This is a genomic window from Thiomonas delicata (assembly GCF_900088825.1).
Taxonomy (GTDB): Bacteria; Pseudomonadota; Gammaproteobacteria; order Burkholderiales; family Burkholderiaceae_C; genus Thiomonas_A; species Thiomonas_A delicata.
Window position 1 is genome coordinate 862,206 of the sequence record NZ_LT592170.1, and the last position, 24,510, is coordinate 886,715.

The 24,510-nt window shown below is 66.0% G+C and carries 23 protein-coding genes; 11 read left to right on the forward strand and 12 right to left on the reverse strand.

The genetic code is table 11. The features are described from left to right. Position 1: 1 nt before the first annotated feature. Positions 2 to 1,906 (forward strand): protein translocase subunit SecD, encoded by a 1,905-nt coding sequence (secD, locus tag THIARS_RS04085; protein WP_094159590.1) that lies wholly within the window; start codon positions 2 to 4, stop codon positions 1,904 to 1,906. Positions 1,907 to 1,930: 24 nt separating this feature from the next. Then, positions 1,931 to 2,884 (forward strand): protein translocase subunit SecF, encoded by a 954-nt coding sequence (gene secF, locus THIARS_RS04090; protein WP_094159591.1) that lies wholly within the window; start codon positions 1,931 to 1,933, stop codon positions 2,882 to 2,884. 76 nt (positions 2,885 to 2,960) lie between these two features. Here secF and THIARS_RS04095 read toward each other — a convergent pair whose 3' ends face one another. The 4 genes from THIARS_RS04095 to THIARS_RS04110 all read right to left on the reverse strand — a co-directional run bounded on the left by THIARS_RS04095 (position 2,961) and on the right by THIARS_RS04110 (position 6,781). Further along, positions 2,961 to 3,749 (reverse strand): hypothetical protein, encoded by a 789-nt coding sequence (locus THIARS_RS04095; RefSeq protein ID WP_094159592.1) that lies wholly within the window; start codon positions 3,747 to 3,749, stop codon positions 2,961 to 2,963. A 73-nt stretch (positions 3,750 to 3,822) separates the two neighbouring features. Next, on the reverse strand, positions 3,823 to 4,281 hold the full coding sequence (locus THIARS_RS04100) for a Smg family protein (RefSeq protein WP_094159593.1): 459 nt from the start codon (positions 4,279 to 4,281) through the stop codon (positions 3,823 to 3,825). Between the two features lie 78 nt (positions 4,282 to 4,359). Next, positions 4,360 to 5,511: a DNA-processing protein DprA gene (gene dprA, locus THIARS_RS04105; RefSeq protein WP_094159594.1), complete on the reverse strand. Its 1,152-nt coding sequence runs from the start codon at positions 5,509 to 5,511 to the stop codon at positions 4,360 to 4,362. A gap of 34 nt (positions 5,512 to 5,545) precedes the next feature. Next, complete coding sequence (locus tag THIARS_RS04110) at positions 5,546 to 6,781, reverse strand: LysM peptidoglycan-binding domain-containing protein (protein ID WP_245845493.1); 1,236 nt, start codon at positions 6,779 to 6,781, stop codon at positions 5,546 to 5,548. A gap of 190 nt (positions 6,782 to 6,971) precedes the next feature. On the opposite strand from THIARS_RS04110, the gene def reads away from it, so the two are divergent. The 3 genes from def to htpX all read left to right on the forward strand — a co-directional run bounded on the left by def (position 6,972) and on the right by htpX (position 9,512). After that, positions 6,972 to 7,478, forward strand: coding sequence for a peptide deformylase (gene def / locus THIARS_RS04115; protein ID WP_094159596.1), 507 nt, complete (start codon positions 6,972 to 6,974; stop codon positions 7,476 to 7,478). Between the two features lie 82 nt (positions 7,479 to 7,560). Then, a complete protein-coding gene (fmt, locus tag THIARS_RS04120) occupies positions 7,561 to 8,544 on the forward strand; it encodes a methionyl-tRNA formyltransferase (RefSeq protein WP_094160619.1) in 984 nt (327 codons plus the stop codon). 86 nt (positions 8,545 to 8,630) lie between these two features. After that, positions 8,631 to 9,512, forward strand: coding sequence for a zinc metalloprotease HtpX (htpX, locus tag THIARS_RS04125; protein ID WP_094159597.1), 882 nt, complete (start codon positions 8,631 to 8,633; stop codon positions 9,510 to 9,512). Between the two features lie 44 nt (positions 9,513 to 9,556). Here htpX and THIARS_RS04130 read toward each other — a convergent pair whose 3' ends face one another. Next, positions 9,557 to 9,916 (reverse strand): phage holin family protein, encoded by a 360-nt coding sequence (locus THIARS_RS04130; RefSeq protein ID WP_094160620.1) that lies wholly within the window; start codon positions 9,914 to 9,916, stop codon positions 9,557 to 9,559. A gap of 24 nt (positions 9,917 to 9,940) precedes the next feature. Further along, positions 9,941 to 11,350: an adenylosuccinate lyase gene (gene purB, locus THIARS_RS04135; RefSeq protein WP_094159598.1), complete on the reverse strand. Its 1,410-nt coding sequence runs from the start codon at positions 11,348 to 11,350 to the stop codon at positions 9,941 to 9,943. Between the two features lie 118 nt (positions 11,351 to 11,468). On the opposite strand from purB, the gene THIARS_RS04140 reads away from it, so the two are divergent. Next, the gene (locus THIARS_RS04140) at positions 11,469 to 12,089 is read left to right on the forward strand and encodes a glutathione S-transferase N-terminal domain-containing protein (RefSeq protein ID WP_094159599.1); all 621 of its coding nucleotides are present in this window, start codon (positions 11,469 to 11,471) and stop codon (positions 12,087 to 12,089) included. A 48-nt stretch (positions 12,090 to 12,137) separates the two neighbouring features. Here the strand turns inward: THIARS_RS04140 and THIARS_RS04145 are convergent, their stop codons facing one another. Genes THIARS_RS04145 through thiL form a run of 3 tightly spaced genes read right to left on the reverse strand, consistent with a single transcriptional unit; the run spans position 12,138 to position 14,174 of the window. Beyond that, positions 12,138 to 12,671, reverse strand: a complete 534-nt coding sequence (locus THIARS_RS04145) for a CinA family protein (protein WP_094159600.1) — start codon at positions 12,669 to 12,671, stop codon at positions 12,138 to 12,140. After that, positions 12,661 to 13,209: a phosphatidylglycerophosphatase A family protein gene (locus THIARS_RS04150; RefSeq protein ID WP_094159601.1), complete on the reverse strand. Its 549-nt coding sequence runs from the start codon at positions 13,207 to 13,209 to the stop codon at positions 12,661 to 12,663. Before THIARS_RS04150 ends, THIARS_RS04145 begins: the two co-directional genes overlap by 11 nt. Continuing rightward, complete coding sequence (gene thiL, locus THIARS_RS04155; protein ID WP_094160621.1) at positions 13,206 to 14,174, reverse strand: thiamine-phosphate kinase; 969 nt, start codon at positions 14,172 to 14,174, stop codon at positions 13,206 to 13,208. The genes THIARS_RS04150 and thiL overlap by 4 nt, the downstream gene beginning before the upstream one ends. A 150-nt stretch (positions 14,175 to 14,324) precedes the next feature. On the opposite strand from thiL, the gene THIARS_RS04160 reads away from it, so the two are divergent. From THIARS_RS04160 to THIARS_RS04170, 3 genes are all read left to right on the forward strand, one after another. Then, positions 14,325 to 16,616, forward strand: a complete 2,292-nt coding sequence (locus THIARS_RS04160) for an NADP-dependent malic enzyme (RefSeq protein WP_094159602.1) — start codon at positions 14,325 to 14,327, stop codon at positions 16,614 to 16,616. 431 nt (positions 16,617 to 17,047) lie between these two features. Then, on the forward strand, positions 17,048 to 17,374 hold the full coding sequence (locus THIARS_RS04165) for a guanyl-specific ribonuclease (protein WP_245845495.1): 327 nt from the start codon (positions 17,048 to 17,050) through the stop codon (positions 17,372 to 17,374). Continuing rightward, positions 17,271 to 17,783: a barstar family protein gene (locus tag THIARS_RS04170; protein ID WP_425444235.1), complete on the forward strand. Its 513-nt coding sequence runs from the start codon at positions 17,271 to 17,273 to the stop codon at positions 17,781 to 17,783. The genes THIARS_RS04165 and THIARS_RS04170 overlap by 104 nt, the downstream gene beginning before the upstream one ends. Positions 17,784 to 17,901: 118 nt before the next feature. On the opposite strand, the gene rsmA is transcribed toward THIARS_RS04170, so the two are convergent. From rsmA to THIARS_RS04185, 3 genes are read right to left on the reverse strand one after another with little or no spacing between them, the layout of a single operon-like run. Further along, positions 17,902 to 18,735 carry a 16S rRNA (adenine(1518)-N(6)/adenine(1519)-N(6))-dimethyltransferase RsmA gene (gene rsmA, locus THIARS_RS04175; protein WP_094159605.1) on the reverse strand — a complete coding sequence of 278 codons (834 nt, stop codon included), beginning with the start codon at positions 18,733 to 18,735 and terminating at the stop codon, positions 17,902 to 17,904. Positions 18,736 to 18,778: 43 nt separating this feature from the next. Next, positions 18,779 to 20,194: a peptidylprolyl isomerase gene (locus THIARS_RS04180; RefSeq protein WP_245845496.1), complete on the reverse strand. Its 1,416-nt coding sequence runs from the start codon at positions 20,192 to 20,194 to the stop codon at positions 18,779 to 18,781. Continuing rightward, positions 20,187 to 22,502, reverse strand: a complete 2,316-nt coding sequence (locus tag THIARS_RS04185; protein WP_245845502.1) for an LPS-assembly protein LptD — start codon at positions 22,500 to 22,502, stop codon at positions 20,187 to 20,189. Before THIARS_RS04185 ends, THIARS_RS04180 begins: the two co-directional genes overlap by 8 nt. Positions 22,503 to 22,661: 159 nt before the next feature. Between THIARS_RS04185 and THIARS_RS04190 the strand changes: the two genes are divergently transcribed. Beyond that, complete coding sequence (locus THIARS_RS04190; protein ID WP_094159606.1) at positions 22,662 to 23,747, forward strand: aminoglycoside phosphotransferase family protein; 1,086 nt, start codon at positions 22,662 to 22,664, stop codon at positions 23,745 to 23,747. Beyond that, complete coding sequence (murU, locus tag THIARS_RS04195) at positions 23,747 to 24,493, forward strand: N-acetylmuramate alpha-1-phosphate uridylyltransferase MurU (protein ID WP_094159607.1); 747 nt, start codon at positions 23,747 to 23,749, stop codon at positions 24,491 to 24,493. The genes THIARS_RS04190 and murU overlap by 1 nt, the downstream gene beginning before the upstream one ends. Positions 24,494 to 24,510: the final 17 nt, after the last annotated feature.

Sequence of the window (24,510 nt, forward strand, 5' to 3'; positions counted from 1 at the left end):
CATGAACCGTTACCCGCTGTGGAAATACCTCATCATGGCCGTCGTGCTGGTGGTGGGGTTTGTGTATGCACTGCCGAATTTCTTCGGCGAGGCGCCCGCCGTGCAGGTCAGTTCGGCGCACCCGGGACGCGATCTGCCCAATGAGGCCTTGCTGGCCAAGGGCTTGCAGGCGCTGAAAGCTGCGGGGCTGGAGTCTCCCGTGCGCAGCTTCATCAGCGGCCCGACGCTGAACTACAGTTTTGCCAGCACCGAAGTGCAACTCAAGGCGCGCGACGTACTCGCGCACGCGCTCAATCCCAACCGTGACGACCCGAACTACGTGGTCGCCGTCAATCTGCTGAGCCTGTCGCCGGCTTGGCTCACCGCCTTGCATGCGATGCCCATGTACCTGGGTCTCGATTTGCGCGGTGGCGTGCATTTCCTGCTGCAGGTCGACATGCAGGCCGCCATCCAGAAAAAACTGGATTCGATCGCGGGCGAATTGAAAACATCTCTGCGCGACAAGGACGTGCGCTACAGCGAACTGCATCGGGTGGGCGACGAGGTCCAGATCGATTTCCGCGATCCCGAGATGCTCAAGGCGGCGCAGCCGATCGTCAAGGAGATCGCGGGAGATTCCATCGTCACCAATGCCACATCGCCGGCCGGAGGTTCCATCCGCATCAAGCTCAGTCCGCAGACCATCCAGCAGACCGAGGACTATGCGATCAAGCAGAACATCACCACCCTGCACAACCGCATCAACGAACTCGGCGTGGCCGAGCCCGTCATCCAGCAGCAGGGCAGCGATCGCGTCGTGGTCGAGCTTCCTGGCATTCAGGACACGGCGCGCGCCAAGGACATCCTGGGGCGCACGGCGTCGCTGGAGGTGCGCTTGGTGGACGACAGCCCGGAAGCCCAGGCGGCGCTGGCGGGCAGCGGTCCGGTGCCGTCCGGCGACCAGAAGCTGTATGACCGCGCGGGCAATCCCCTGATGGTGAAGAAGGACGTGCTGCTCACCGGCGAAAATCTCACCGATGCGCAGACTGGTTTCGACCCGCAGAACAACGAACCCGCCGTCTTTCTCACGCTCGATTCGAGAGGGTCGCGCATTTTCCGCGACGTCACCCGCGCCAACGTCGGCAAGCGTATTGCGATGGTGTTGATCGACCGCCACCGCGCCGAGGTCGTGACCGCGCCGGTGGTGCGTGGCGAAATCGCCGGCGGCCGCGTGCAGATCTCGGGCAACATGACCGTGCCGGAAGCCAACGATATCGCCTTGCTGCTGCGCGCCGGAGCGCTGGCGGCGCCGATGCAGATCATCGAGGAACGCACCATCGGCCCGAGCCTGGGCCAACAGAACATCGCGCAGGGCTTTCACTCGGTGACCTGGGGTTTCATCGCCATCGTCGTCTTCATGTGCGTCTACTACATGTTGTTCGGCGCGTTTTCCTCCATTGCCCTGGCGGTGAATTTGCTGCTGCTGGTGGCGTTGCTGTCGATGCTGCAAGCCACGCTCACCCTGCCCGGCATCGCCGCCATGGCGTTGGCGCTGGGCATGGCCATCGACTCGAACGTGCTGATCAACGAGCGCGTGCGTGAGGAGCTGCGCAACGGCGCCTCTCCCCAGGCGGCCATCTCCGCCGGCTACGAGCGCGCCTGGGCCACGATTCTCGACTCCAACGTCACCACGCTGATCGCGGGCCTGGCGCTGCTCATCTTCGGTTCGGGCGCGGTACGCGGCTTTGCCATCGTTCACGTGCTGGGCATCCTCACCTCGATGTTCTCCGCGGTGTTCTTCTCCCGTGGCCTGGTCAATCTCTGGTACGGGCGCCGACGTCGTTTGCAGAGCATTTCCATCGGCCAGATCTGGAAGCCGGAAGCCGCTGCGGCCAAGGCCTCGGCGAAACAATCGGCCAAGCGCTGAAGCCCACCCTCACTGGAGCCACAGATGGAATTCTTCCGCATCCGGCGCGACATCCCTTTCATGCGCTTCGCACCGGTTTTCAACGTCATCTCGGCACTGCTGTTCGTGGCCGCCGTGTTCTTCCTCGTCACGCGCGGGTTGCATCTGTCGATCGAATTCACCGGCGGCACGGTGATGGAAGTGGGCTACCCGCAACCGGCCAATCTCGACGCCATCCGCGGCGCGGTGTCCAAGCTGGGCTACGGCGACGCGCAGGTGCAGACCTTCGGCAACGCGCAGGACGTGGTGATTCGCCTGCCGCTGCGCCTGGGCGAGACCAGCGTGCAGCAGAGCGACAAGGTCATGGCGGCGCTCAAGACGTCCGACGCGCAGGCGCAGCTGCGGCGCACCGAATACGTCGGCCCGCAGGTCGGCTCGGAACTGGCCACCGACGGCGTCAAAGCCCTGGTTTTCGTGATCGTCGGCATCATGCTGTATTTGGCGTTCCGGTTTGAATGGAAATTCTCCATCGCCGCCATCGTGGCCAATCTTCACGACGTCATCATCGTGCTCGGCTTTTTCGCCTTGTTCCAGTGGGAATTTTCGCTGCCGGTGCTGGCGGCCGTGCTTGCCGTGCTTGGTTACTCGGTGAACGAGTCGGTGGTGATTTTCGACCGGGTGCGCGAGAATTTCCGCAAGTACCGCAAATACACCACGGTGCAGGTGATCGACAGCGCCATCACCAATACCACCAGCCGCACCATCATCACGCACGGTTCGACGCTGGCCATGGCGTTCTCGATGTTTCTTTTCGGCGGCCCAGCCCTGCATTTCTTCGCCTTGGCCCTGATCATCGGCATTTCGATGAGCATCTACAGCTCGGTGTTCGTGGCGGCAGCGATCGCCATGTGGCTGGGCGTGAGGCGCGAGGACATGCTCAAATCCGGGCCCGGACGCCCCAAGAATCCGAACGACCCCAACGCTGGCGCGGTGGTGTAGGCGCGGATGCACCGCGATGTCGAAATGAAAAAGGCCGCTCGACAGCGGCCTTTTTCATTCATGCCAGGCGCGCGCTTCAGTGAAAGCCGAAGGTCGCCGTGCTTCCGCTGTTGATCGCCTGGTAGGCCGTGGTGTAGTCGGCCGACACCGGGGACGCCGTGAGATGCCAGGTGAGCAGGTTGTTGGCGTTGGGGTCATCCGTCGAACCGGGCGGGGCGACAAGGTATTTTTGGACGCCGAGAAGCGCCATGTTGTAGGCGTCGCCAGCCTGCGGCGCGGTGTTGATGTTCAAGCCGCCGAGCTGGAACTGGGTGGCCACATTGGCCGAGGCCGCCGCGTAGTTCGCCGTCGTCAAGCCGCCCGACATGCCCTGGGCAATCGCCGTGGCCACGGTGGTCAGCGGCGTCACCACCGCGGAAACCGTGCCGCCACCGCCAATGTTCGCCACGGCTTGCAGGCTGGCATTGGTGCTGGCCAGATTGACCAGCGAGCTGCCGGCCTGGGATGCGGCATTGGTATAGGTGCCGCCCGAGATCTGGATCAGCACCGGCCCGTAATAACTGCTGAGATTGACTGAGAAGGTGCCGTCCGCAGCGGTGGGGATGCAGCCGATCGTCAGCAGCGTTCCGGTGTTGGCTGGGGGTGATACGGCCGTGTTGAGCGGATTGCCTTGACCGCCGGTGATGGCGTAGATGCAGACGTTTCCATTGCCATTGCCGCTGACCGGCTGGCCTGCGCCCATCAGCACCTGGCCGCTCAGGATCGAGCCCTCGTATTTGCTGCTGGTGCCGCCGCCGCATGCGGCAAGCAGCAGACTCAGGGGGAGCACGGCGCCCAGGGCGACACGGCTGTGATTCCAAGGCATGAGAGGTGTTCTCCAGTGGATGGCGGTCAGCGGGTGCGCGGCTTGCGCGGCGCGCGCATGGGTGAATGGCGCGTCAATGCACGACCCGGTCGTCGGCCTCGACGAAGAGTTCGTCGAGGATGAGTGCGTCGGGCTCTTCGTCGAGGCGCCAGAACACCATGAGCAGGATGGTCTTGAGTTGCTCGAGCGGCAGTTGCTTGATGCCTGTGGCCAGGGCGCGCTCGACGACGATTTCGCGCAGATGCGGCTTGAGCGTTCCCGCCGATTCGAGGAAGTTCAGATATCCGACGGCGTCAACGCCCAGGCAGTCGAGTTCCTGGGCCGCGTAAAGGCGGATCGAGTCCGCGCTCGGCGTGCCCAGGGTATGGCTGCCGGCAACCGCCTGGTCGAGCCCACGCAGCCAGTCGAGGGCATCGCTGATTTCGTCGTTCTCGAAACCCGCGGCGCTCAGCTTGCGCGACAGCTGGCCGGGTTCCGGGCAGGCTTCCGGGTGCCAGTAGGTTTCGTACACGTACATGAGGATATCGAACATGGACCCATTTTATGCATAAGCCTGTGTCGATCACGGCGCAGGGGCGGACGCCGCCCGGACGCCTTCAGGCGGCTCGCTTCAAGCGCGTTCGATGCGCTGGAAGCGGGCTCCCGGAAGCCGAGCCACGCGGCCTTGCAATTCCAGCGCAAGAAGCTGCTCGCCCAGCCATTGCGCGCTTCGGCCGGTGCGCGCCGCCAGTTCGTCGAAGCTCATGATGGCGTAGCCGAGGGCGTCGAGAAGTTCCTGGGCTGCCGGCGATGCTGGCTCGATGGCGTCGGGCTTGTCCTCTCGGGCCCCACGCGGGTGGTCGGATTTTGGATCTGCGGGGGCGTTCCATCCCAGTTCATCGAGCACGTCATCCACGCACTCCACGAGTTTGGCGCCCTCCCGCAGCAGGCGATGGCAGCCGCGCGACAGCGGATTGTGAATCGAGCCGGGGATGGCGAACACCTCGCGTCCCTGTTCCGCAGCCAGTCGGGCCGTGATGAGCGAGCCGGAATGCACCGCGGCTTCTGTCACCAGCACGCCCCGGCTCAGGCCGCTGATGATGCGGTTGCGGCGTGGGAAATGACTGCGTGCCGGCGGCGTGCCGAGGGGGAATTCGGACAGCAGCAGGCCCTGTTCGGCGATGCGGTGCGCGAGTGCGCGGTGGCTGGCGGGGTAGACGCGGTCGCAGCCCGTGCCAAGGACGGCGATCGTCGCGCCGCCGGACGGTGTCGTGACCATGGCCTGCAGCGCGCCTTCATGCGCCTGCGCGTCGATGCCGCGGGCAAATCCCGAAACCACGGTCACGCCCGCATTCGCCAGCGCCATGGCGAAGGCATGCGCGTCACGTGCGCCCTGGGCCGACGGGTTGCGGGCGCCCACGATGGCGAGAGTGCGCGGACGCGAGAGCAGCTCCAGGCGACCGCTGGCGTACAACAAGGGCGGTGGATCGGCGGTCTGCAGCAGGAGCGCAGGGTAGCTGGAGTCGGCCAGGCTCAACACATGGCGCGCAGGTTCGGCCAGCCAGTCGCGCGTGCGCGCGATGAGGTCGTTCAAATCGCGGCTGGGTGTCGCGCGCAGCGCCTGAGCGACAACAGGGGAAACCACCCGTTCAAGCGCGAGAACGCTCTGGGCCAACACCTCCTCGGGGAGGCCGAACGCAGCGAGCAGGCGCCGAGCCGTCTCGCTGCCAACGCCAGGGGTTTCGAGCAGGCGCAGCCAGGCTGCGAGCTCGTCCACCTGCATGGCCGCGGCCTGAAGCTAGGTTCGCAGCCGACCGTCAGGGCTGGATGACGTGGTCGGCCACCTGGACGGGTTCGCTGGATTCCAGCACGAGCCCATAGGCGATGTGATGGAACGTGCGAAACACCATGAGCAGACCGATGCGGCGCGCGGGGATCTGGATCATCGGCTTGTCTTCCAGCGTCGTGTCGCGCACCTCGCGCGGGCCTTGCATGATGGCCAGCACGTCGCCGCGCTCCAAGCCATTTTCCGCGCCGCGGTTCAGAGCGACGACGCTGTTCTTGCCGGCGAGTTGCATGTCGCCGTAGATGGAGATGATTTGCCCGTCGATGGCGCTTGCCGGGGCGTGCGGGGTGAAGTTGAGGTATTGGCGCGGTGTTGTGGCGATCAGGCGGTCGCCCACGCCCATTTCTCGCAAGGTGGACAGCACCTTGAACGTGGACACGCCATCCTTGCCCTGTGGCGGGCTGACCAATTCCACGGAGCCCAGGTATTCCGACTCGTAAGCGATGATCTTCTTGGTCGTCGGATCGTGCAGCGGGCGCGCCGGGCGATACACGTCGAAACGCGTGGACGCGCCCAGCGCGCCGCGCACGTAAGCGCGATCCCCGGGGGTGAGCATGACGCGGCCGGGGGCCAGCGCCACGATGCGCGGGGACTTGTCCAACGCGTCGGGCTCGATGATCAGCGGCCTGGTGAGGAAGGGGTCGATCAACGCCGGGTTCAGCGTGGGAATGCCCGACGGGGGCAGGTTCTCGGCAATCACGCTGGGTTCGAGCTTGACCGTGGGGATGCCGTTGTCACCCTGGGCGTTCTCCAGGCTCAAGCGGGCACGGCCATTGGCGACGGTGAGCACCAGCACCTGCCCTGGGAAGATCCAGTGCGGATTGCGGATCTGGGCCATGTTCATGCCCCAGAGTTGCGGCCAGTTCCAGGGCTTGGTCAGGTACATGCCGGAAATAGCCCACAGCGTGTCGCCGCGTTTGATGGTGTAGCGCGGCGGGGCATTGGCCGAGAGCTCGGCGACGGGGATGCCCTGCTGGGCCGCTTGTTCGGCCTCGGCGCGCTGCTGGGGAGCTACGGGATAGTCGGGCAAGCCCCCGAGGGACGGCGCGGATGCGGAGGCAACCGTTGCCGCAGGTTGCCCCAGCGCCGATCCGGCCCACAGCAGGAGGACCGTTGCGGCAACATGGTTGATGAGCTTGCATTGCATGAATCCGCCCCCAGTAAGAAAATATAGGTGTCCGCGAATGCGGCTTGCCAATTGCAGCATGGCAGCTTCGCTTGCGTAGCCCCATGTGTGCGCCGGTGCGGCGCAAAACCTCAAAGCCTTGTTACATTGTCCGCATAAGGTCGCTTCGCTGCAATGAAAAATGCAGTTTGCGGGCCCCGGCAGTTGCATGAATGCTGCGTATGGGCGCACGCCTTCGGCAGCCGGGCCCTGACTGGCCCTGGAGTTCTTGATGTCCCAGCTCACGATTCTTCAATATCCAGACCCCCGCCTGTACAAGGTGGCCAAACCCGTCGCCGTGGTGGACGAGCGGGTGCGTGGCTTGCTGGCCGACCTGTTCGAGACCATGTATGCGGCCAAGGGCGTCGGTTTGGCTGCCACGCAGGCCGATATTCACGAGCGCATCATCGTCGCCGACGTGTCCGAGGAGCGCGACCACCCGCTCGTGCTGATCAACCCCGAGATCGTGTCGCGTAGTCCGGATCTGAAGGAATGGGAAGAAGGTTGCCTGTCGGTGCCGGGCATCTACGACAAGGTCACCCGGCCCGACCGCATACGCGTGCGCGCACTCGACGCCAAGGGCGAGGCGTTCGAACTGGAGGCCGACGGCCTGCTGTCGGTCTGCATCCAGCACGAGATGGACCATCTCGAGGGCAAGGTCTTCGTCGACTACCTTTCACCGCTCAAGCGCAACCGCATCAAATCCAAGATGCTCAAGCGCCAGCGCGAAGCGGCTTGACCGGCTCGTGAGCCGGTCAAGCCGCACTTCACAAGCTCCGGGCTTGAATTCTCCGTTTGCTCCCGTTGTGGCTGCCGCCGGGTTGCGCGTGGCTTTTGCCGGTACGCCCGAATTCGCTGCGGTGGCTTTGCGCGACCTGCTCGCCGCGGGCGTTACCGTGCCGCTGGTTCTGACCCAGCCGGACCGGCCCGCCGGACGGGGCTTGCATTTGCAGCCCAGCGCGGTCAAACAGGTCGCGCTCCAGCATGGTCTGCCGCTGATGCAGCCGCGCGGATTGCGCCTGGACGGGCGCTGGGCCGAGGATGCCGCGGCGGCGCGTTCCGCCCTGTCGCTGGCGGCGCCCGACGTGCTGGTGGTGGCGGCTTACGGCTTGATCCTGCCGCACTGGGTGCTGGACCTGCCGCGCCTAGGCTGCGTCAACATCCATGCCTCGCTGCTGCCGCGCTGGCGTGGCGCGGCGCCGATCCACCGCGCCATCGAAGCCGGCGACACGCAAACCGGCATCAGCATCATGCGCATGGACGCCGGGCTGGACACCGGCCCCGTCTACCGCATGCAGGACATCCCGATCGCACCGGACGAGACGACGCCCAGCCTGCACGACAAACTCGCCGTCCTGGGTGGAAAGCTCGTGCTGCAGACCTTGGCCGATTTGGCAGCGGGAGTCGCCGAACCCACGGCGCAGCCGGCGGAAGGCGCGACTTACGCGGCCAAGATCGACAAGCGCGAGACCTGGTTGGACTGGTCGCTGCCTGCGGCGGACTTGGAGCGGCGTATCCGCGCCTTCAACCCCGCGCCCGGAGCCCAAGCCCGCTTGGGCGATTTGACGCTGAAAATCCGCGCGGCCAGGGTCGGGCGGACGGTGCACGTTGCTCAGCCGCCCGGAACCCTGCTGGCAGCACAAGCGCAGGGCGTCGAGGTGGCCTGCGGCCAAGGCAGCAGCCTGTGTCTGACGCATCTGCAAAGGCCGGGCGGAAAGCCCATGGACGCCGGCGCATTTTTGCGCAGCCAGCCCTTGACGCCCGGCCAGCGCTTCGCCTCCGGATTTCCTGCCGAGACGGATTGAAATCGGATAGCCTGGCACGCACATGAACTTTTGTGCTGGGGCACAATCTACCCCACATTGTTTCTAAACGTAAACGGGTGAATTCCATGTTCAATCTGTTCAAGACAGCCATGCTCATGGCGGCGATCACGGCGCTGTTCATGGTGGTCGGCTCATTGGTCGGCGGCAGGCAGGGGATGATGCTGGCCCTGTTGCTCGCTCTCGGCATGAATGTCTTCAGCTACTGGTTTTCGGACAAATTGGTGCTGCGCATGTACAACGCGCAGCAGGTCGACGAACACAGCGCGCCGCAGTTCTACCGCATGGTGCAGGACTTGGCGCAGCGCGCCGGCCTGCCGATGCCGCGCGTCTATGTGATTGAGGAAGACGCGCCGAACGCCTTCGCCACCGGGCGCAACCCCGAGCATGCCGCCGTGGCCGCGACCACCGGAATCATGCGCGTGCTCAGCGAACGCGAATTGCGCGGCGTGATGGCGCACGAGCTGACGCATGTGAAGCACCGCGACATCCTGATCTCCACGATCAGTGCGACGATGGCCGGAGCGATCTCGGCATTGGCGAATTTCGCGATGTTCTTCGGCGGGCGCGATGAAAACGGCCGCCCGAGCAATCCGGTGGCCGGCATCGCCGTGGCGCTCCTGGCGCCGCTGGCCGCCAGCCTCATCCAGATGGCCATCTCGCGCGCCCGCGAGTTCGAGGCCGACCGGGGCGGCGCCGAGATCTCGGGCGACCCCGAAGCGCTGGCGACGGCGCTGCGCAAGATCGAAGCGGTGGCGCGCGGCGTGCCCTTCCAGGCCGTCGAGGAGCATCCGGCCACGGCGCAGATGATGATTCTCAACCCGCTTTCCGGCGGCGGGATCTCCAAGTTGTTTTCAACCCATCCGCCCACGGACGAGCGCGTTGCGCAACTCATGCAAATCGCGCAGTCCATGCGTCGCGGGGCGCAGTACCCAGGCCTGCGGAGCTGAGTCGGCCCGGGCGGCAGCAAAGGCGGCGTTTCCCGCCGCCTTTCTCAACGCCTGGGTTCGAAGATGCCTTCGAGCGCGCTGTCGATGATGAGGCCAGCCAGGCTGTACAGCAGCGAGCCGATGACGGCCGCGCCGAAGCTGCGCACGTGAAAGCCATCGGTCAGCCCGGAGGCGGCGTAAAACATCAGGGCGTTGATGACAAAGAAGAACAGCCCCAGGGTCAGCACGGTGATGGGCAGGGTCAGGATGAACAGCACCGGGCGCACCAGCGCGTTGAGCAGCCCGATGATCAGCGCCGCCCACATCGCCGCCGCGAAGCCCGCCAGCTGGACGCCGCTGTAGAGGTAGGCCACGGCCAGCAAGGCGGTGGCCGAAAGCAGCCATTTGGCGATGAGTTTGAGCATGGCGGCTCGCTCCTTCGGCACCGCTCAGCCGGCGCGGCCGATGCGGCGCGCCAGTTCGGCCGCCTTGCCCGTGTAGCTGGCGGGGGTGAGCGCGAGAAGCCTGGCCTTGTCGGCCTCGGGCAGAGGCAGTGCGGCGATGAACTCGCGCAGCAACTCGCGGGTGATGGCTTTGCCGCGGGTGAGCTCCTTGAGTTGCTCATAAGGATTCGGCAGGCCGTGTCGACGCATCACGGTCTGCACCGGCTCGGCCAGGACCTCCCAGGCCTCGTCGAGGTCGTCGGCCATGCGGTGGGGATTCGGCTCGAGCTTGTCCAGCCCGCGCTGCAAGCTGTCGTAAGCCAGCAGGCCGTATCCCAGCGCCACGCCCATATTGCGCAGCACCGTGGAATCGGTGAGATCGCGCTGAAAGCGGGAGACGGGCAGCTTGTCGCTTAGGTGGTGCAGCATGGCGTTGGCCAGGCCGAGATTGCCTTCGGAGTTTTCAAAGTCGATGGGGTTGACCTTGTGCGGCATGGTCGACGAGCCGATCTCTCCGGCCCGGGTGGCCTGCTTGAAATAGCCCCAGGAGATATAGCCCCAGATGTCGCGGTTGAGGTCGATCAGGATGGTGTTCAGCCGCGCGACGGCGTCGAACAACTCGGCCATGGCATCGTGCGGCTCGATTTGAATCGTGTAGGGATTGAAGCGCAAGTGCAGCTGTTGTTCCACGACTTGTCGGGCCAGGGCCTCCCAGTCCACGTCCGGGTAGGCCGCCAGGTGCGCGTTGTAGTTGCCGACGGCGCCGTTCATCTTGGCCGAGAGTTCGACGGCGGCGAACTGCGCGATGGCGCGCTCGAGGCGCGCGGCCACATTCGCCACTTCCTTGCCCAGCGTCGTCGGGCTGGCCGGCTGGCCGTGGGTGCGCGAGAGCATCGACGTGTCGGCCAGGTCGTGCGCCAGGCGTTTGAGCCGCTCCAGAATGGCGCGCAGGGCCGGCAGCAGGACTTGCTCGCGTGCCCCATTGAGCATCAGGCCATGCGCGGTGTTGTTGATGTCTTCCGAGGTGCAGGCGAAATGCACGAATTCGCTGCTCCTGGCGAGTTCGGGCCAGGCATTGAGCCGCTCCTTGATCCAGTATTCCACGGCCTTCACGTCGTGGTTCGTGACGCGCTCGATGGCCTTGATGGCCTGGGCGTCGGCCTCGGTGAAATGTGCCGCGAGCTCGCGGAGCTCGGCCTGCACGGTGGGGGCCATGGCGGGGAGTTCGGGCAGGCCGGCTTGCGACAGCGCGATCAGCCATTCAATTTCCACCTGAACCCTGCAACGCATTAAGGCGTATTCGGAGAGGTGATGCCGCAGGGCATCGACCTTGGTCGCATAGCGTCCGTCAAGCGGGGACAGCGCCAGAATGGAGGACAGGGCTGTAGACGTCGAGGTATGGTTCACGGTGTTCATCCGCGCATTGTAGAAAGGCGCAGCGTCCGTCCGAGGCGTGCATGGCGCCATGCGGGGCCGCACGGCATGCAGGGGTCGGCATTTATACTGAGCTCCCAAAAATCTTGACTTCACGCTCATGAAACTCATCGGGTCGCGCACCAGCCCCTACGTCCGCAAAGTTCGCATCGTGCTGGCGGAAAAAAAGATCGAATACAAGTTCGTCGAAGAAAACGTCTGGGATCCTTCGACACGCATCCAGGAATCCAACCCTCTGGGCAAAGTGCCCTGCCTGGTGATGGAAGACGGCGGCGTCATTTACGACTCGCGCGTCATCGTCGAGTACCTCGATACCCTGACGCCGGTGGGCAAGCTGATTCCCGGAAGCGGGCGCGAGCGTGCCGAAGTGCGCACCTGGGAGGCGCTGGCCGATGGCACGATGGATGCGGCATCGACCGCGCGTCTGGAGCAGACCTGGCCGGGCCGCACCGAGGCGCAGCGCAGCCAGGCCTGGATCGATCGCCAGCTTGGCAAAGTCTCCGCCGCGCTCAAGGCCATGTCCGTGGGCCTGGGTGAAGCGTCTTGGCTGTGCGGCAACCATCTGACGCTGGCCGACATCGCGGTGGGCACCGCGCTGGGCTATGTGGAATTCCGTTTTCCGACGATTGCCTGGAAGACCGACTACCCCAACCTGGCCAAGCTGTACCACAAGCTGGAGCAGCGGCCGTCCTTCCAGGACACGGCGCCGCCAGCCGCCTGAGGCAAGCGCGTTCGGCAAGACCGGCCGGGCGCTGCGGCGTTCGGCTGTTCAGCCGGCGGGGTCCCGCGGCGCGGTGGCGATGCGGCCGTGCAGCCCTTGCAGCGCGTGGCGCGCCGAGGCCAGGCGTATGTCTTGCCGGTCGCCTGGCCAGACAACAGACTCGGCTTCGGCGACGTGTCCTTCGCCATCCCGCCAAGCCCAGCCGAACCACACCAGTCCGACCGGCTTGTCGGCGGTTCCGCCACCTGGGCCTGCGATGCCGGTGATGGCCAGCGCGGCCTGGACTGGAGCGCGCGCCAGGACGCCCCGGGCCATGGCCGTCGCCACCTCGCGGCTGACCGCGCCGTGCGTGTCGAGCAGGGCCTGCGGTAGGCCCAGCAATTCGATCTTGGCGCGATTGCTGTAGGTGACCAGGCCGCGTTCGAACCAGTCGCTCGATCCGGCAATGCTGGTGACGGCCGCCGCCACCAGCCCGCCCGTGCACGACTCGGCGCAGCCGAGCATCCAGCCGCGGCGCATCAGTGCCGTGCGCAAGGCGAGCGCGGCCTCCACGACCGACCGCCAATCCGACTCAAACGCCATGCCCGAACCCCCCCAGCAGCGCGAGCCGCGCGCCGAACAGGACACCCAGGGTCAGCAGGGCGGCGACGAGGTCGTCGAACATGATGCCGACGCCCCCCTTGATGTGCTTGTCGGCCCAGCCCACCGGGCCGCGCTTGACCGCATCGAACAGACGAAACAGCGCGAACCCGGCCGCCTGCAGCCACCACGCCGCCGGCGCACCCGGGGCCGATTGCAGCAACCAGAGCACCAGCCAGATGGCGATGATCTCGTCCCACACCACCGCAGACGGGTCGTCGGTCCGCAAGGCGCGCGCCGTGCGCCCGCAGGCCCAGCCGCCGAGCATCAAGCCGCCGAGCAGCAGTGCGGCCCAGCCGAAGTTCGACAGCCAAGGCGCGAGCAGCAGATAGCCGGCCCAGCCCAGGAGGCTGCCAGCCGTGCCGGGGGCGATGGGCGACAGACCTGCGCCGAAGCCCAAGGCGAGCAAGTGCACGGGGTTTTTCAAGGCGAAACGCCAGTCGGCGCGGACCGCTGCGTTTGTGGGGGGTGGAGGGCTCATGGCGTGCGGAAATGGTCGAAGGCGGTGAAATGTTGGGCGATGGACAGGCCGTGCGCGTCCAGCAGCGTCAGGCCGGCCGTGGCGGTGATGTGTCCGATGGCCGCCACGGGCGTGCCTGCGGCCTCGGCGGCGGCCACCACGTCCGCGTGGCGCCCGGGCGGCGCCGTGAACAGCAGTTCGTAATCGTCACCGCCGGCAAGCTGGCAGGCACGGCGGCGCGTCTCGGGCTGGGCGGCAAGCGCCGCGCTGGACGGGATGGCGTCGGCATGCAGCAGCGCACCCACGCCGCTGGCCTCGAGCACATGGCCGAGGTCGCCGAGCAGGCCGTCGGAAACGTCGATCGCGCTGGTGGCGATGCCGCGCAAGCCAAGCCCCAGGCTCACGCGCGGCGTGGGCTGGTCCATGCGCGCCTCCAGCGCCGCCAGCGTATCGCCGGGCAGTGTCCATTCGCCCCGGCGATGGCCCAGCGCCAGGCGCGCGTCGCCGGGGGTGCCGCTGACCCACAACTCGTCGCCCGCACATGCCCCGCCGCGGCGCAAGGCGAGACCCGGGCGGACCAGGCCCATGACCGTGATGCACACATTCAGAGGCCCCTTCGTCGTATCTCCGCCCACGAGTTCGATGTCATGGGCGTCCGCCAAGGCGAACAGTCCGGCGCTGAAGCCGGCAAGCCAGGCGGCGTCGGCGGCCGGAAGGGCCAGCGCCAGCGTGAACGCCAGCGGCTGCGCCCCCATGGCGGCGAGGTCCGACAGGTTCACCGCCAGCGCCTTGTGGCCAAGCTTGAACGGATCGGCTCCCGGCAGGAAATGCCGGCCCTCGACCAGCATGTCGGTCGAGACGGCCAGCTGCCAGCCGGGCGGGATGTCCAGCAGGGCGCAGTCATCCCCCACGCCGAGCACAGCGCGGCGCGGGGGACGGGTGAAATAGCGGGCGATGAGATCGAATTCGCCGAGGGATGCAGCCATATTCCCATTGTCGCCGCTTGCGTGCATGCCGGTGCGCGCCCCCATGTCGCGGTCATCGGCCCGGCAGGCTCCTAGAATGAATCGCGCCCATCAAAACGCGCTTCATCAAAACCTAGGCGCGCCCTCTCGATCGCCATAGCGGAGACTCACATGTCCACCCCCGATGCCAAGGCTGCGCTGCGTCGCGCAGCCTTGGAGTACCACGAATTTCCCCGCCCCGGGAAAATCAGCGTCACGCCGACCAAACAACTCTCCAACCAGCGCGATCTGGCGCTGGCCTACTCGCCCGGCGTTGCCGCGGCGTGCGAGGACATCGTGGCCAACCCGACCAACGCCGCCCGCTTCACGGCGCGCAGCAATCTGGTGGGCGTCATCACCAATGGCACGGCGGTGCTGGGCCTGGGCGACATCGGTCCGCTGGCGGCCAAGCCGGTCATGGAAGGCAAGGCGGTGCTGTTCAAGAAGTTCGCCAATATCGACGTGTTCGATATCGAGATCAGCGAGAAGGATCCGGCCAAGCTCATCGACATCATCGCCGCGCTGGAGCCCACCTTCGGCGGCATCAATCTCGAGGACATCAAGGCCCCGGAGTGTTTCCAGGTCGAGCGCACCCTGCGCGAGCGCATGCGCATCCCGGTGTTTCACGACGACCAGCACGGCACGGCCATCATCGTCGGCGCGGCGGTGCTCAACGGGCTCAAGGTCGTCGGCAAACGGATCGAGGACGTCAAGCTGGTGTGCTCGGGCGCGGGCGCGGCGGCGCTCGCCTGCCTGCGCCTGCTGGAGCACCTCGGGTTGTCGCGGCAGCATATCTGGGTCAGCGACCTGGCGGGCGTCGTCTGGGAAGGGCGCACCGAACTGATGGATCCTGACAAGGCGCGCTATGCGCAAGCCACCGATGCGCGCAGACTGAGCGACATCATCGACGATGCCGACATCTTCCTCGGCTTGTCCGCCGGCGGGGTGCTCAAGCCGGACATGGTCGCGCGCATGGCGCCGCGGCCCTTGATCCTGGCGCTTGCCAACCCGACTCCGGAGATCCTGCCCGAGGAGGTCAAGGCCGTGCGCGACGACGCCGTGATCGCCACTGGACGCTCCGATTACCCGAACCAGGTCAACAACGTCCTGTGTTTTCCCTACATCTTCCGTGGCGCGTTGGACTGCGGCGCCACGACCATCACCACCGAGATGGAAGTCGCCGCGGTGCGCGCCATCGCCGAGCTGGCGCAGATGGAGCAAAGCGATGTCGTGGCGGCGGCCTATGGAGGGCAGGAGATCAGTTTTGGCCCGAACTACCTGATTCCCAGGCCCTTCGACCCGCGTCTCATCCTCCACATCGCCCCGGCGGTGGCCAAGGCGGCCGCCGACAGCGGCGTGGCGACGCGGCCGGTCGCCGATCTGGAGGCCTACCGCGACCAGCTGCAGCAGTTCGTGTACCAGTCGGGCGCGATGATGCGGCCGATTTTCTCCATCGCCAAGCACGCGCAGAAAAAGCGCATCGTCTATGCCGAAGGCGAGGACGAGCGGGTCCTGCGCGCGGTGCGGGTCGTTGTGGACGAGCATTTGGCGCGGCCCATCCTGGTGGGGCGCCCGGCGGTCATTGCCCAGCGTGTGGACCGCTTCGGCCTGCGCCTGCAGCAGGGGCGCGACTACGAGGTGGTCAACACCGACCACGACGAGCGCTACCGCGAGTTCTGGCAGACCTACCAGCGGCTTGCCGGACGCAAGGGCGTGACACCGCCTTTCGCCAAGATCGAGATGCGCCGCCGCCTGACGTTGATCAGCGCGATGATGCTGCACAAGGGCGAGGCCGACGGGATGATCTGCGGTACCTGGGGCAATACCCACCTGCATCTGCACTACATCGACCAGGTGATCGGCAAGCGCCCTGGAGCCAAGGTCTACGCGGCGATGAATGGACTGATCCTGCCGGGACGCCAGGTCATGCTGGTCGACACCCACATCAATCTTGACCCGAGCGCGGAGGACTTGGCCGAGATCACCCTGATGGCGGCCGAGGAAATGCGCAGGTTCGGCATCGCGCCGAAGGTCGCGCTTCTGTCGCATTCGAATTTCGGCTCCAGCAATGCTCCGAGCGCGCTGAAGATGCGGCAGACCTTGGAATTGCTCCATCAACGCGCCGCGGATCTCGAGGTCGATGGTGAAATGCACGGCGATTGCGCTTTCGATCCGTCATTGCGTTCGAGCCTGCTGCCGGAAACCACCCTCTCGGGTGAGGCCAACCTGCTCGTGTTCCCGGGTCTGGATGCCGCCAACATTGCCTATAACCTGCTCAAGGCGACAGGCAGCAACAACGTGGCCATCGGGCCCATCCTGTTGGGCGCGGCGCAGCCGGTGAACATCCTCACGGCGTCCAGTACGGTTCGCCGCATCGTGAATGTGACGGCGCTGACGGTGATGGATGCCAATTCCACGCGTTAAGCGCTTGGATCTCGGACGACAACGGGGCGAAGGCCCCGTTTTTAGGTTTCCTGTGATGAGTGTACGCTTACTTCAGTTGCCCTTGCTGCACAAAAAATAGGCGCAATTCTTGCTTTCGGCGCGCGATTCCAATACGCTTCGGATTTGGCGCGCGCCGTTGTGCGCCTCAAAAGCGCATCCAGTCTGGCGCATCGGCAGGCGTGATACGGCTTGGTGCCGAGGCGGGGATGTTCTGACCTAGGCAGACTGATGCGCTATATCCATCCTCGCAGAACGTGATTTCAGCGGGTTTTTGCAAAATCGCAAAATCTTATTCCGTGTCAAGGCTCGTAGCCCGCATCAGCCGATTCTTCATGCCGGGCCCGCGTGCCGCCTGGACACTTGCGTTGTGCTCGGTCTTGCTCCTTGCGCAGTCGTTCGAAGTCGCAGGCATGCGTGCGGCATGGGCGCGGGAGCGGCCAGCACGCATTGCGCCGACGATTCCGGCAGAACAACTGCCTGCCCAGGCCCGGCAGACGTTGCGCTTGATTCGGCAGGGCGGGCCTTTTCCATATGCTAAAGACGGCATCGTCTTCGGGAACTATGAACACATCTTGCCGCAACGACGGCGCGGCTATTACCGCGAATACACCGTGCCCACTCCAGGAAGCCGCAATCGGGGGGCGCAACGCATTGTCTGCGGGGGGCCGAAGCGCGCCCCCGATCTCTGTTACTACACCCATGATCACTACGCAAGTTTCCAATCCATCGCTCAGTGAGGCCGAGGGCGGGGTCAATCTGAAGGCCCTGCGCCCGAACATCGTGCAGTCGATTCGCGCGTTCCGCGTGCCTGCGCTGCAGGCCGCCGCGCAGGATGCCGGGCAGCATTTTCTCTACGCGAATCTGGCGCAGGCCACGACCAAGCAGGAGGTGCTGGAAATCGTGGCGCGATCCTTCCTGTTTCCGAAGCATTTCGGCAAGAATTTCGATGCGCTGCGCGATTGCCTGACCGACATGATCGCAGGAGCCGGACGACAGCCCGGCTTTGTCATCGTGCTGGAGCAGTTGCCCATGACCCAGCGTTTCGACAAGGAGGCGCGGGAGACCCTGCTGGACGTTTTCCGCGATGCCGCGGACTTCTGGTACGAACAGGGCGTCGATTTCAGGGTTTTCTATTCTTTTCTGTGACCCGCACGCTTGCCCGGGAGGCGTTGCGGGGCGAAGATGAACCGGGTTATCCCATCGCTGGCGCGGCAGGTCGCGTCCAGCCGGCGCCATGGTATGGCGTATGGGTTGCCGAAGCGGCTTAGGTGGCGGGAGGTTCTTGCCGTGAGATTGCGGGCAGCTCCAGGGCCAGACTCACATAGTCCTGTACGCTGACTTCCTCGGCGCGGCGCTGCAGGTCGAAAGCGCCACCATAGCCTTGGGCTTGCAGCCAGGGTTCGAGCGCATGGCGCAGCAGTTTGCGACGCTGCGCGAACGCCGCGGCTGTCAACGCCTTCAGGCGCGCAGGGTCCAGGCCCAGCAAGGCATGTTCGGGGCGTGGCAGCATGCGCACCACGGCGGAGTCGACGCGCGGCGGCGGCGAGAACGAATCCGGCCCGACGTCCAAAATATTCCACATGCGGTAGCGCCACTGCAGCATGACCGACATGCGGCCATAGTCGGCGCAGGCCGGTGCCGCGACCATGCGCGCGACGACCTCCTTCTGCAGCATGAAGTGCTGATCCTGGACATGCGCGGCGGCATCCATCAAGTGAAACAGCAGCGGGCTGGAGATGTTGTAGGGCAGATTCCCGAAGATGCGCAGCCCGCTGCCGAGGCTTGCCACATCGAAAGCCAGTGCGTCGGATTCGATGACGCGCACACGTTCGGGTTCGCGCGAGCGCCAGCGGGCGGCCAGGTCGCGGTCGAGTTCCACCACGGTGAGCCGGCCGGCGCGGTCGAGCATAGGCCAGGTCAGCGCGCCGAGTCCGGGACCGATTTCCACCAGCGGCTGTCCGGGGCGTGGATCAACCGCGGCCACGATCTCGGCAATCACGCCGGTGTCCGTGAGGAAGTGCTGCCCGAAGCGCTTGCGTGCGGTATGGCCCCCGATGCGTGTGGGGCCGCGCGAAGCGCGCTGGCGCGTGGCATCCATGGGGAGTCGGACAGGCAGTGGTGGGAATGAGCCGCCGCGCGGCTTAGGAGTCCGCGCTCGGAATGCGCACGTAGGTACGGGCGCGCACGTCCTTGACGAGTTCGTCGAAGTCCTTCGCCTCCTTTTGCTGCAGCAAGATGTTGCGCGCCACGGCCCGCTCCTGCGCGGGGGCCAGCGCATGTTCGCGGCGGTCGACCAACTGGAGCAGGACGACCTTGCCCGGCAAAGTGATGGGTTGCGAGACCTGGCCGGGGTTGAGGCGGTTGAGTGCGGCATCGAGCGCGGGCGGCAACTCGCCCGGCAGGATCCAGCCGAGATCGCCGCCCTTTTTCGCGGAGGTGACGTCTTGCGAGAGTTCGCGTGCCTTGGCCGAGAATTGCACCTCGCCCTTCTCCACGGCTTGACGAATGCCGTCGAGTTCCTTGACCGCGCTTTCCTGCGCCTTGCCGCCGCTTGCTTTGAGCACGATCTCACGCACCTGGCTTTGCATGGCTGTGGCCGCCGGCGTCTGGGCGCCTTGCTCGGCAACCAGCTTGAGGATGTGAAACCCGGCAGGGCTGCGGATCACGGCGCTGATCTCGCCGGGCGTGAGCCCGCGTATGGCGTCGATGAACAAACGCGGCCACTGGTTCGCGGGGCGCACGCCAAGATTGCCCCCGTCCTTGGCTTCCGGTCCCTGGGAGTATTCGGCAGCCAGTTTGGCGAAATCGCGCCCCTGCCTGAGCTTGGCCAGCGCTGCATCGATGCGCGCCCTGGCCTCGCTCACCTGCTCCGCGCTGGGCTGACTGGGCAGCGGGACAAAGATCTGGGCGAGTTGAATCTGGGTTTGCGCGGACAGGGGCTGCTTGGCCTGGTTGGCGAGGAAATCGTCCACTTCCTGGTCGCTGATCTTGATGCGCGAGGCCACATCGCGCTCGCGCAGGCGGCCGATCAGGATTTCGCGCTTGATCTGTTCTTTGTAGTCGCTCCAGCCCAGCCCTTGGGACGTGACCTGCTGGCGAAACTGCTCCGGCGTGAGCTTGTAGCCGGCAGCCACCTGCGCGATGGCGCGGTCGACCGTGTCGTTGGAGACGGTGATGCCATTCTCCTGGGCATACTGCGCCAGCGCCAGTTGGTCGATGAGCTGGTTCAGGAGTTCGGCACGCAACTGCGCCAGGGGCGGCATCTGCGCGCCTTGCCGGCGGATTTGTTCTTCGGCGGCGCGCAAGCGCAGCTGGATGTCGTACTGCGTGATGACCTGGCTGCCGACCACGGCCGCGATGCCGTCACTGTCCGGCTGAGGCCGTGTCTGCGGCAAGGCTTCGGCAGGCGTGGCTGGCAGCTGCGGGGTTTGCAGCAGGGGGGACGCGGCGCCCGACGGGCCGGGGCCGGTTTTCAGCCCCAGCCCCTGGGCGCCGGCGGAACCGCAGGCCAGGGCTGTGGCCAGGATGGCCGCGCCGCGCAGAAATCGATTACTCATAGTTGACGTAGCGGCTGGGTGGGGCCGTGGGTTGGTGCAGCAGTTGGTATCCGGGAATATTTTGCTTGAAGGCCGACAACGGATTGTTGCCCAGACGCGAGAAGCCCACGAGTTCGAGTTGGAACATCAGGCGCGTGGACGCGGTGGTCGGTGTCAGCGAATTGCGCTGCAGGCCGATGGTGCCGACCCAGCAGCCGCCGTCGTACTCGAAGCCGATCAGGCCGTCGTTGAAGCGCTTGTCCAGAATGCTGTAGTTGACCTGGCCCACCGAATACCAGCGGTTGCTGAGTTTCCACTGCCAGGCGGTATTGACGTATTTCAGTGGAATCTGCGTGGACGTGGCGTTCTGCAACTGGTAGGACAGGCTCAAGGACTTGAGCGGCGCGGGGTTCCATTGCACGCCGAACGCGGCCTGCACGAGCTGCCGATTGCGTGGACTGTAATCCACCGCGGCATTGGTGCTCCAGCGCGGGTCGAGCGACACGCTGGCCAGGGCGAACGTGTCGTTGAGCCCGGCGGGAACCGGAGTTCCGCTGAGGGTGACGCGTTGCTCGCGCAACAGCACGCGCTGGGCGACGGTCAGGCGCGCATATTCGGCGCCGCTCGTGCTGTCGAGGAAGCGCGTGGTGACGCCGCCGGTGACGTTGTTGGCATCGGCGATGCGGTCGTTGCCCGAGAACACATTGTCGACATAGATCGTGGACAGGTTCAGGTCCAGCGGGGCGCTGTCGAAATTGGGCAGGAACTGCTGATTCTGATAGGGGGTGTAGACGTAATAGAGGCGCGGCTCCAGGGTCTGCGTGACGTTGTGGCCGAACAAACGCGTGGCGCGCTCGAACACCAGACCGGAATCCAGGCTGAAGGTGGGCAGGCTGCGGGTGGCCGTGGTGGCGCCATTGGCCATGGCCGTATCGGTGCTGTAGAACGTGCTGTTGAAGGACAGCTTGGGCGTGATGAAGCCCTCCGGGGCGATGAAAGGCCGGCTCACGCTGGGGTTGACATAGAACCGGTCGCCCGAGATCAGGCCGGGTGTCGAATTGGTGAAGCGTGCCGCAGCGGCCTGCAGTTGCCACTGCAGGCCGGTGTAATTGCTGCTGCGCCATTGTCCATACAGCTGGGGCCGGATGTTGTATGGCACGCCGATGGGGGCGGCCGCGCTCTGCAGTGTTTGCCAGGTGTTGAAGCTGGCCTGCAGCGAGCCGTTCGCCTGGCTCCAGGTGACGGAGCCCTGTTGCGGCAGGATGCGGTTGCCGCCGATCACCGGATCGACGCCGCCGAAGTCCTGCCACCAGTTGTTGTCCGACACCCGCTGCAAGTTCAGGCCGTAACTCACGCTGGGCGCCAATGAGCCGTTCTGCTGGAACACGGCGGCCCAGCGCTGGCTGCCGGCGGCGCCCCGGTCGGAAGGCATGTAGTCGAGATAGCTGCGGCCGGAAAAGCTCGGCTGCAACCAGCGCAGTTCGGCGCTGCCCATGAAGCCGCGGCGCAGCAGCAGGCGCGGGGTGAGGGTGGCGTCGTAGTTGGGCGCGATGTTCCAGTAATAGGGTTGTGCGTAGTCGAGTCCGTTCTGGCTGTCGATGCCGATGGTGGGCGGCAGAAAGCCTGACTTGCGCGCGTCGCTGAGCGGGAAGCTGGCGTAGGGCAGCGGCAGGATGGTGGCGCCTTTGAACACCACGCGCGCGTCCTTGGCCACGCCGGTGTTGTCGGCAAAGTCCAGATCCAGGTGCGTGGCTTGCAGAAACCAGTCCACCGGGCTCGCCGTACAGGTGGTGTAGGTGGCGTTTTCGGCGGTGACCTGGTTGCGGTTGAGAAACGTCACCACCGCGGCTTGCCCATGCCCCTGGGTCCGGTTGAAAAAATAGTGCGCGTCCGGCATCCGCCCGGCGTAGGTATCGAGGTTGAACTGCAGGCTGGGGCCGCTGAAGACGTTGCCGTCGCGCACGATGCGCACGTCGCCTTGCGCGTCGACTTCGTTGCGCACCAAATCGTCGTGCAGGCGGTCGGCCTTGAGCACCACGCTGTGCTTGCGGATTTCCACATGCCCCCGCGCGTTGACCTCGATGTCGGTTTGACCCGAGAGCTGGTCGGCCCAGATGAACAGGGGTTCGCGCAGCTGGGCCGCAGGCGAGAGCCGCTCGGCCAAACCCATGCTGGGTTGCAGCAGCAACGGGCTTGCCGCCTGGGAGGCGGCTTGTTGTTGGGCCCAGGCCGGTGCGCCGTCTGCCAGGGCCATGCCCAGCGCCGCCGCGAGCAGCCGCAGACGCAGGCGGCGCGGCAGGCGGGGATGGGGCTGCGAGGGAATGGGCACTGGGCGGGGTCGGGTGGGGCTGGCGTGTGCGTTTCGGTCCAAGGGGCCGAACGCGGCAGGCCGGGGTTGGGGCGAAGCGGCCCGCTGCGGCAGCCTCACCCTAAAATCCTCGCGGATTATAGGAAGCCCTTCCATCAAGCCGCGTCAGGCGCGCAAGCCATGCCCAATCCGCTCACCCCGCAACACCCGGCCGCTTCCGCGGATTCCCGCATGGAGGCTTTGCGCGCCTGGCTGGCCATAGCGCCCGGCGGGCTGCGGGCCGATGCCTCCAGCCTCCAGCCCGCCTCGAGCGATGCGAGCTTCCGGCGCTATTTCCGCGTTCATGCGGTGGCGCCGCAGCAGACCAGCTGGATCGTGATGGACGCCCCGCCTGCGAAGGAGGACATCGGTCCGTTCATGCACGTGGCGGCATTGCTGCGCGCAGGGGGAATCTCGGCGCCGCAGGTGCTGGCCAGCGAGGCCCGGCAGGGTTTCATCTTGCTCTCGGATCTGGGTTCCACCACGTATCTCCAAGCGTTACAGGACGCGCGCGCGGCCGGCGACCTGCCGCGCTGCCACGGCTTGATGCTGGACGCCCTCGCCGCGCTGGTGCGTCTGCAGGGGATTCGGGCCGCAGACCTGCCGGCCTACGACGCCCAGCGCCTGCGCACCGAGCTGGAGCTGTTTTCGCAGTGGTATGTGGCGCGGCATCTGGGCGTCGAGATGACCGCCCAGGAGCAAGCCGGGCTGTCCCAAGTGTTCGAGACCCTGCTGGCCAACAACCTTGCCCAGCCCTGCGTGCTGGTGCACCGCGACTATCACAGCCGCAACCTGATGCTGCTCGATGCCGGGCGGGAGCACGGCAATCCCGGCGTGCTGGATTTTCAGGATGCGGTGATCGGCCCCGTCACCTACGACCTGGCCTCGCTGCTGCGCGATGCCTACATCGCCTGGCCCGAGGAGCAGCAGCTCGACTGGGCCATTCGTTACTGGGAGCGCGCACGTGCCGCCGGCCTGCCGGTGGGGGACGACTTCGGCACGTTCTACCGCGACTTCGAATGGATGGGGCTGCAGCGCCACCTCAAGGTTCTGGGCATCTTCGCCCGCCTGGCACATCGCGACGGCAAGACCGGCTATTTGGGGGACCTGCCTGTCGTGCTCGCCTATGCGCGCGGGGTGGCTGCGCGCTACCGCGACTTCAATCCGCTGCTGCGCCTGCTCGACAGATTGCAGGGCGTGGTGCCGCAGGCGGCGTACACGTTCTGATGCGTGCGCTCATCCTTGCCGCAGGACGCGGCCAGCGCATGCGGCCGCTCACCGACCACACGCCCAAACCGCTGCTGCAACTGGCCGGCAAGCCCATCATCGTCTGGCAGATCGAGCGCCTGCGCGAGGCCGGCATCGTCGAGCTCGTCATCAACCTTGGCTGGCTGGGTTCGAGCATTCCGGCAGTCCTGGGTGACGGCAGCGGCCTTGGCGTGCGCATCGCCTACTCGGCGGAGCCGCAGGAAGCGTATGAAACCGGCGGCGGCATCGCCACCGCGCTGCCCCTGCTGAGCGCCGGCGAGCGCGCGCCGTTCGCTGTGGTGAGCGGCGACATCTACACCGGTTTCGACTACGCGCGCCTGCACCAGGCCGCCGCGCGCATCGCCGCCGAGCCGCAGGCGACCTCGGCGCATTTCGTGCTCACCGACAACCCGGCCCACCACCCCGGTGGCGATATGGCGTTGGACGCGGCGGGCCGCGTGCGGCGCGCGGGCGCCTTGCTGAACTACGGCAACATCGGCGTGTTCCACCCCGATTTGTTCGTCTCCCAGCCGGCACGCCAAGCTTGGAAGCTCTTTCCCTGGATGTATGGCGAAGTCGACGCCGGGCGGGTGAGCGGCGAGCACTTTCGCGGCCCCTGGCACAACCTGGGCACGCCTGAGCAACTGGCCGCGCTGGATGCTTCGCTGCGCGCGCCGGGGCCGGTCTGTGCCAATTCCTCCAGCGCGCCAAGGGCGCAGAAATAGCGTGAACAGGCCCTAAA

What these genes read in the sequence shown, in the direction of transcription:
- secD (WP_094159590.1), top strand. Translation starts at nt 2, where the DNA reads ATGAACCGTTACCCGCTGTGGAAATACCTCATCATGGCCGTCGTGCTG.
- secF (WP_094159591.1), top strand. Translation starts at nt 1,931, where the DNA reads ATGGAATTCTTCCGCATCCGGCGCGACATCCCTTTCATGCGCTTCGCA.
- THIARS_RS04095 (WP_094159592.1), bottom strand. Translation starts at nt 3,749, where the DNA reads ATGCCTTGGAATCACAGCCGTGTCGCCCTGGGCGCCGTGCTCCCCCTG.
- THIARS_RS04100 (WP_094159593.1), bottom strand. Translation starts at nt 4,281, where the DNA reads ATGTTCGATATCCTCATGTACGTGTACGAAACCTACTGGCACCCGGAA.
- dprA (WP_094159594.1), bottom strand. Translation starts at nt 5,511, where the DNA reads ATGCAGGTGGACGAGCTCGCAGCCTGGCTGCGCCTGCTCGAAACCCCT.
- THIARS_RS04110 (WP_245845493.1), bottom strand. Translation starts at nt 6,781, where the DNA reads ATGCTGCAATTGGCAAGCCGCATTCGCGGACACCTATATTTTCTTACT.
- def (WP_094159596.1), top strand. Translation starts at nt 6,972, where the DNA reads ATGTCCCAGCTCACGATTCTTCAATATCCAGACCCCCGCCTGTACAAG.
- htpX (WP_094159597.1), top strand. Translation starts at nt 8,631, where the DNA reads ATGTTCAATCTGTTCAAGACAGCCATGCTCATGGCGGCGATCACGGCG.
- THIARS_RS04130 (WP_094160620.1), bottom strand. Translation starts at nt 9,916, where the DNA reads ATGCTCAAACTCATCGCCAAATGGCTGCTTTCGGCCACCGCCTTGCTG.
- purB (WP_094159598.1), bottom strand. Translation starts at nt 11,350, where the DNA reads ATGAACACCGTGAACCATACCTCGACGTCTACAGCCCTGTCCTCCATT.
- THIARS_RS04140 (WP_094159599.1), top strand. Translation starts at nt 11,469, where the DNA reads ATGAAACTCATCGGGTCGCGCACCAGCCCCTACGTCCGCAAAGTTCGC.
- THIARS_RS04145 (WP_094159600.1), bottom strand. Translation starts at nt 12,671, where the DNA reads ATGGCGTTTGAGTCGGATTGGCGGTCGGTCGTGGAGGCCGCGCTCGCC.
- THIARS_RS04150 (WP_094159601.1), bottom strand. Translation starts at nt 13,209, where the DNA reads ATGAGCCCTCCACCCCCCACAAACGCAGCGGTCCGCGCCGACTGGCGT.
- thiL (WP_094160621.1), bottom strand. Translation starts at nt 14,174, where the DNA reads ATGGCTGCATCCCTCGGCGAATTCGATCTCATCGCCCGCTATTTCACC.
- THIARS_RS04160 (WP_094159602.1), top strand. Translation starts at nt 14,325, where the DNA reads ATGTCCACCCCCGATGCCAAGGCTGCGCTGCGTCGCGCAGCCTTGGAG.
- THIARS_RS04165 (WP_245845495.1), top strand. Translation starts at nt 17,048, where the DNA reads ATGCGTGCGGCATGGGCGCGGGAGCGGCCAGCACGCATTGCGCCGACG.
- rsmA (WP_094159605.1), bottom strand. Translation starts at nt 18,735, where the DNA reads ATGGATGCCACGCGCCAGCGCGCTTCGCGCGGCCCCACACGCATCGGG.
- THIARS_RS04180 (WP_245845496.1), bottom strand. Translation starts at nt 20,194, where the DNA reads ATGAGTAATCGATTTCTGCGCGGCGCGGCCATCCTGGCCACAGCCCTG.
- THIARS_RS04190 (WP_094159606.1), top strand. Translation starts at nt 22,662, where the DNA reads ATGCCCAATCCGCTCACCCCGCAACACCCGGCCGCTTCCGCGGATTCC.
- murU (WP_094159607.1), top strand. Translation starts at nt 23,747, where the DNA reads ATGCGTGCGCTCATCCTTGCCGCAGGACGCGGCCAGCGCATGCGGCCG.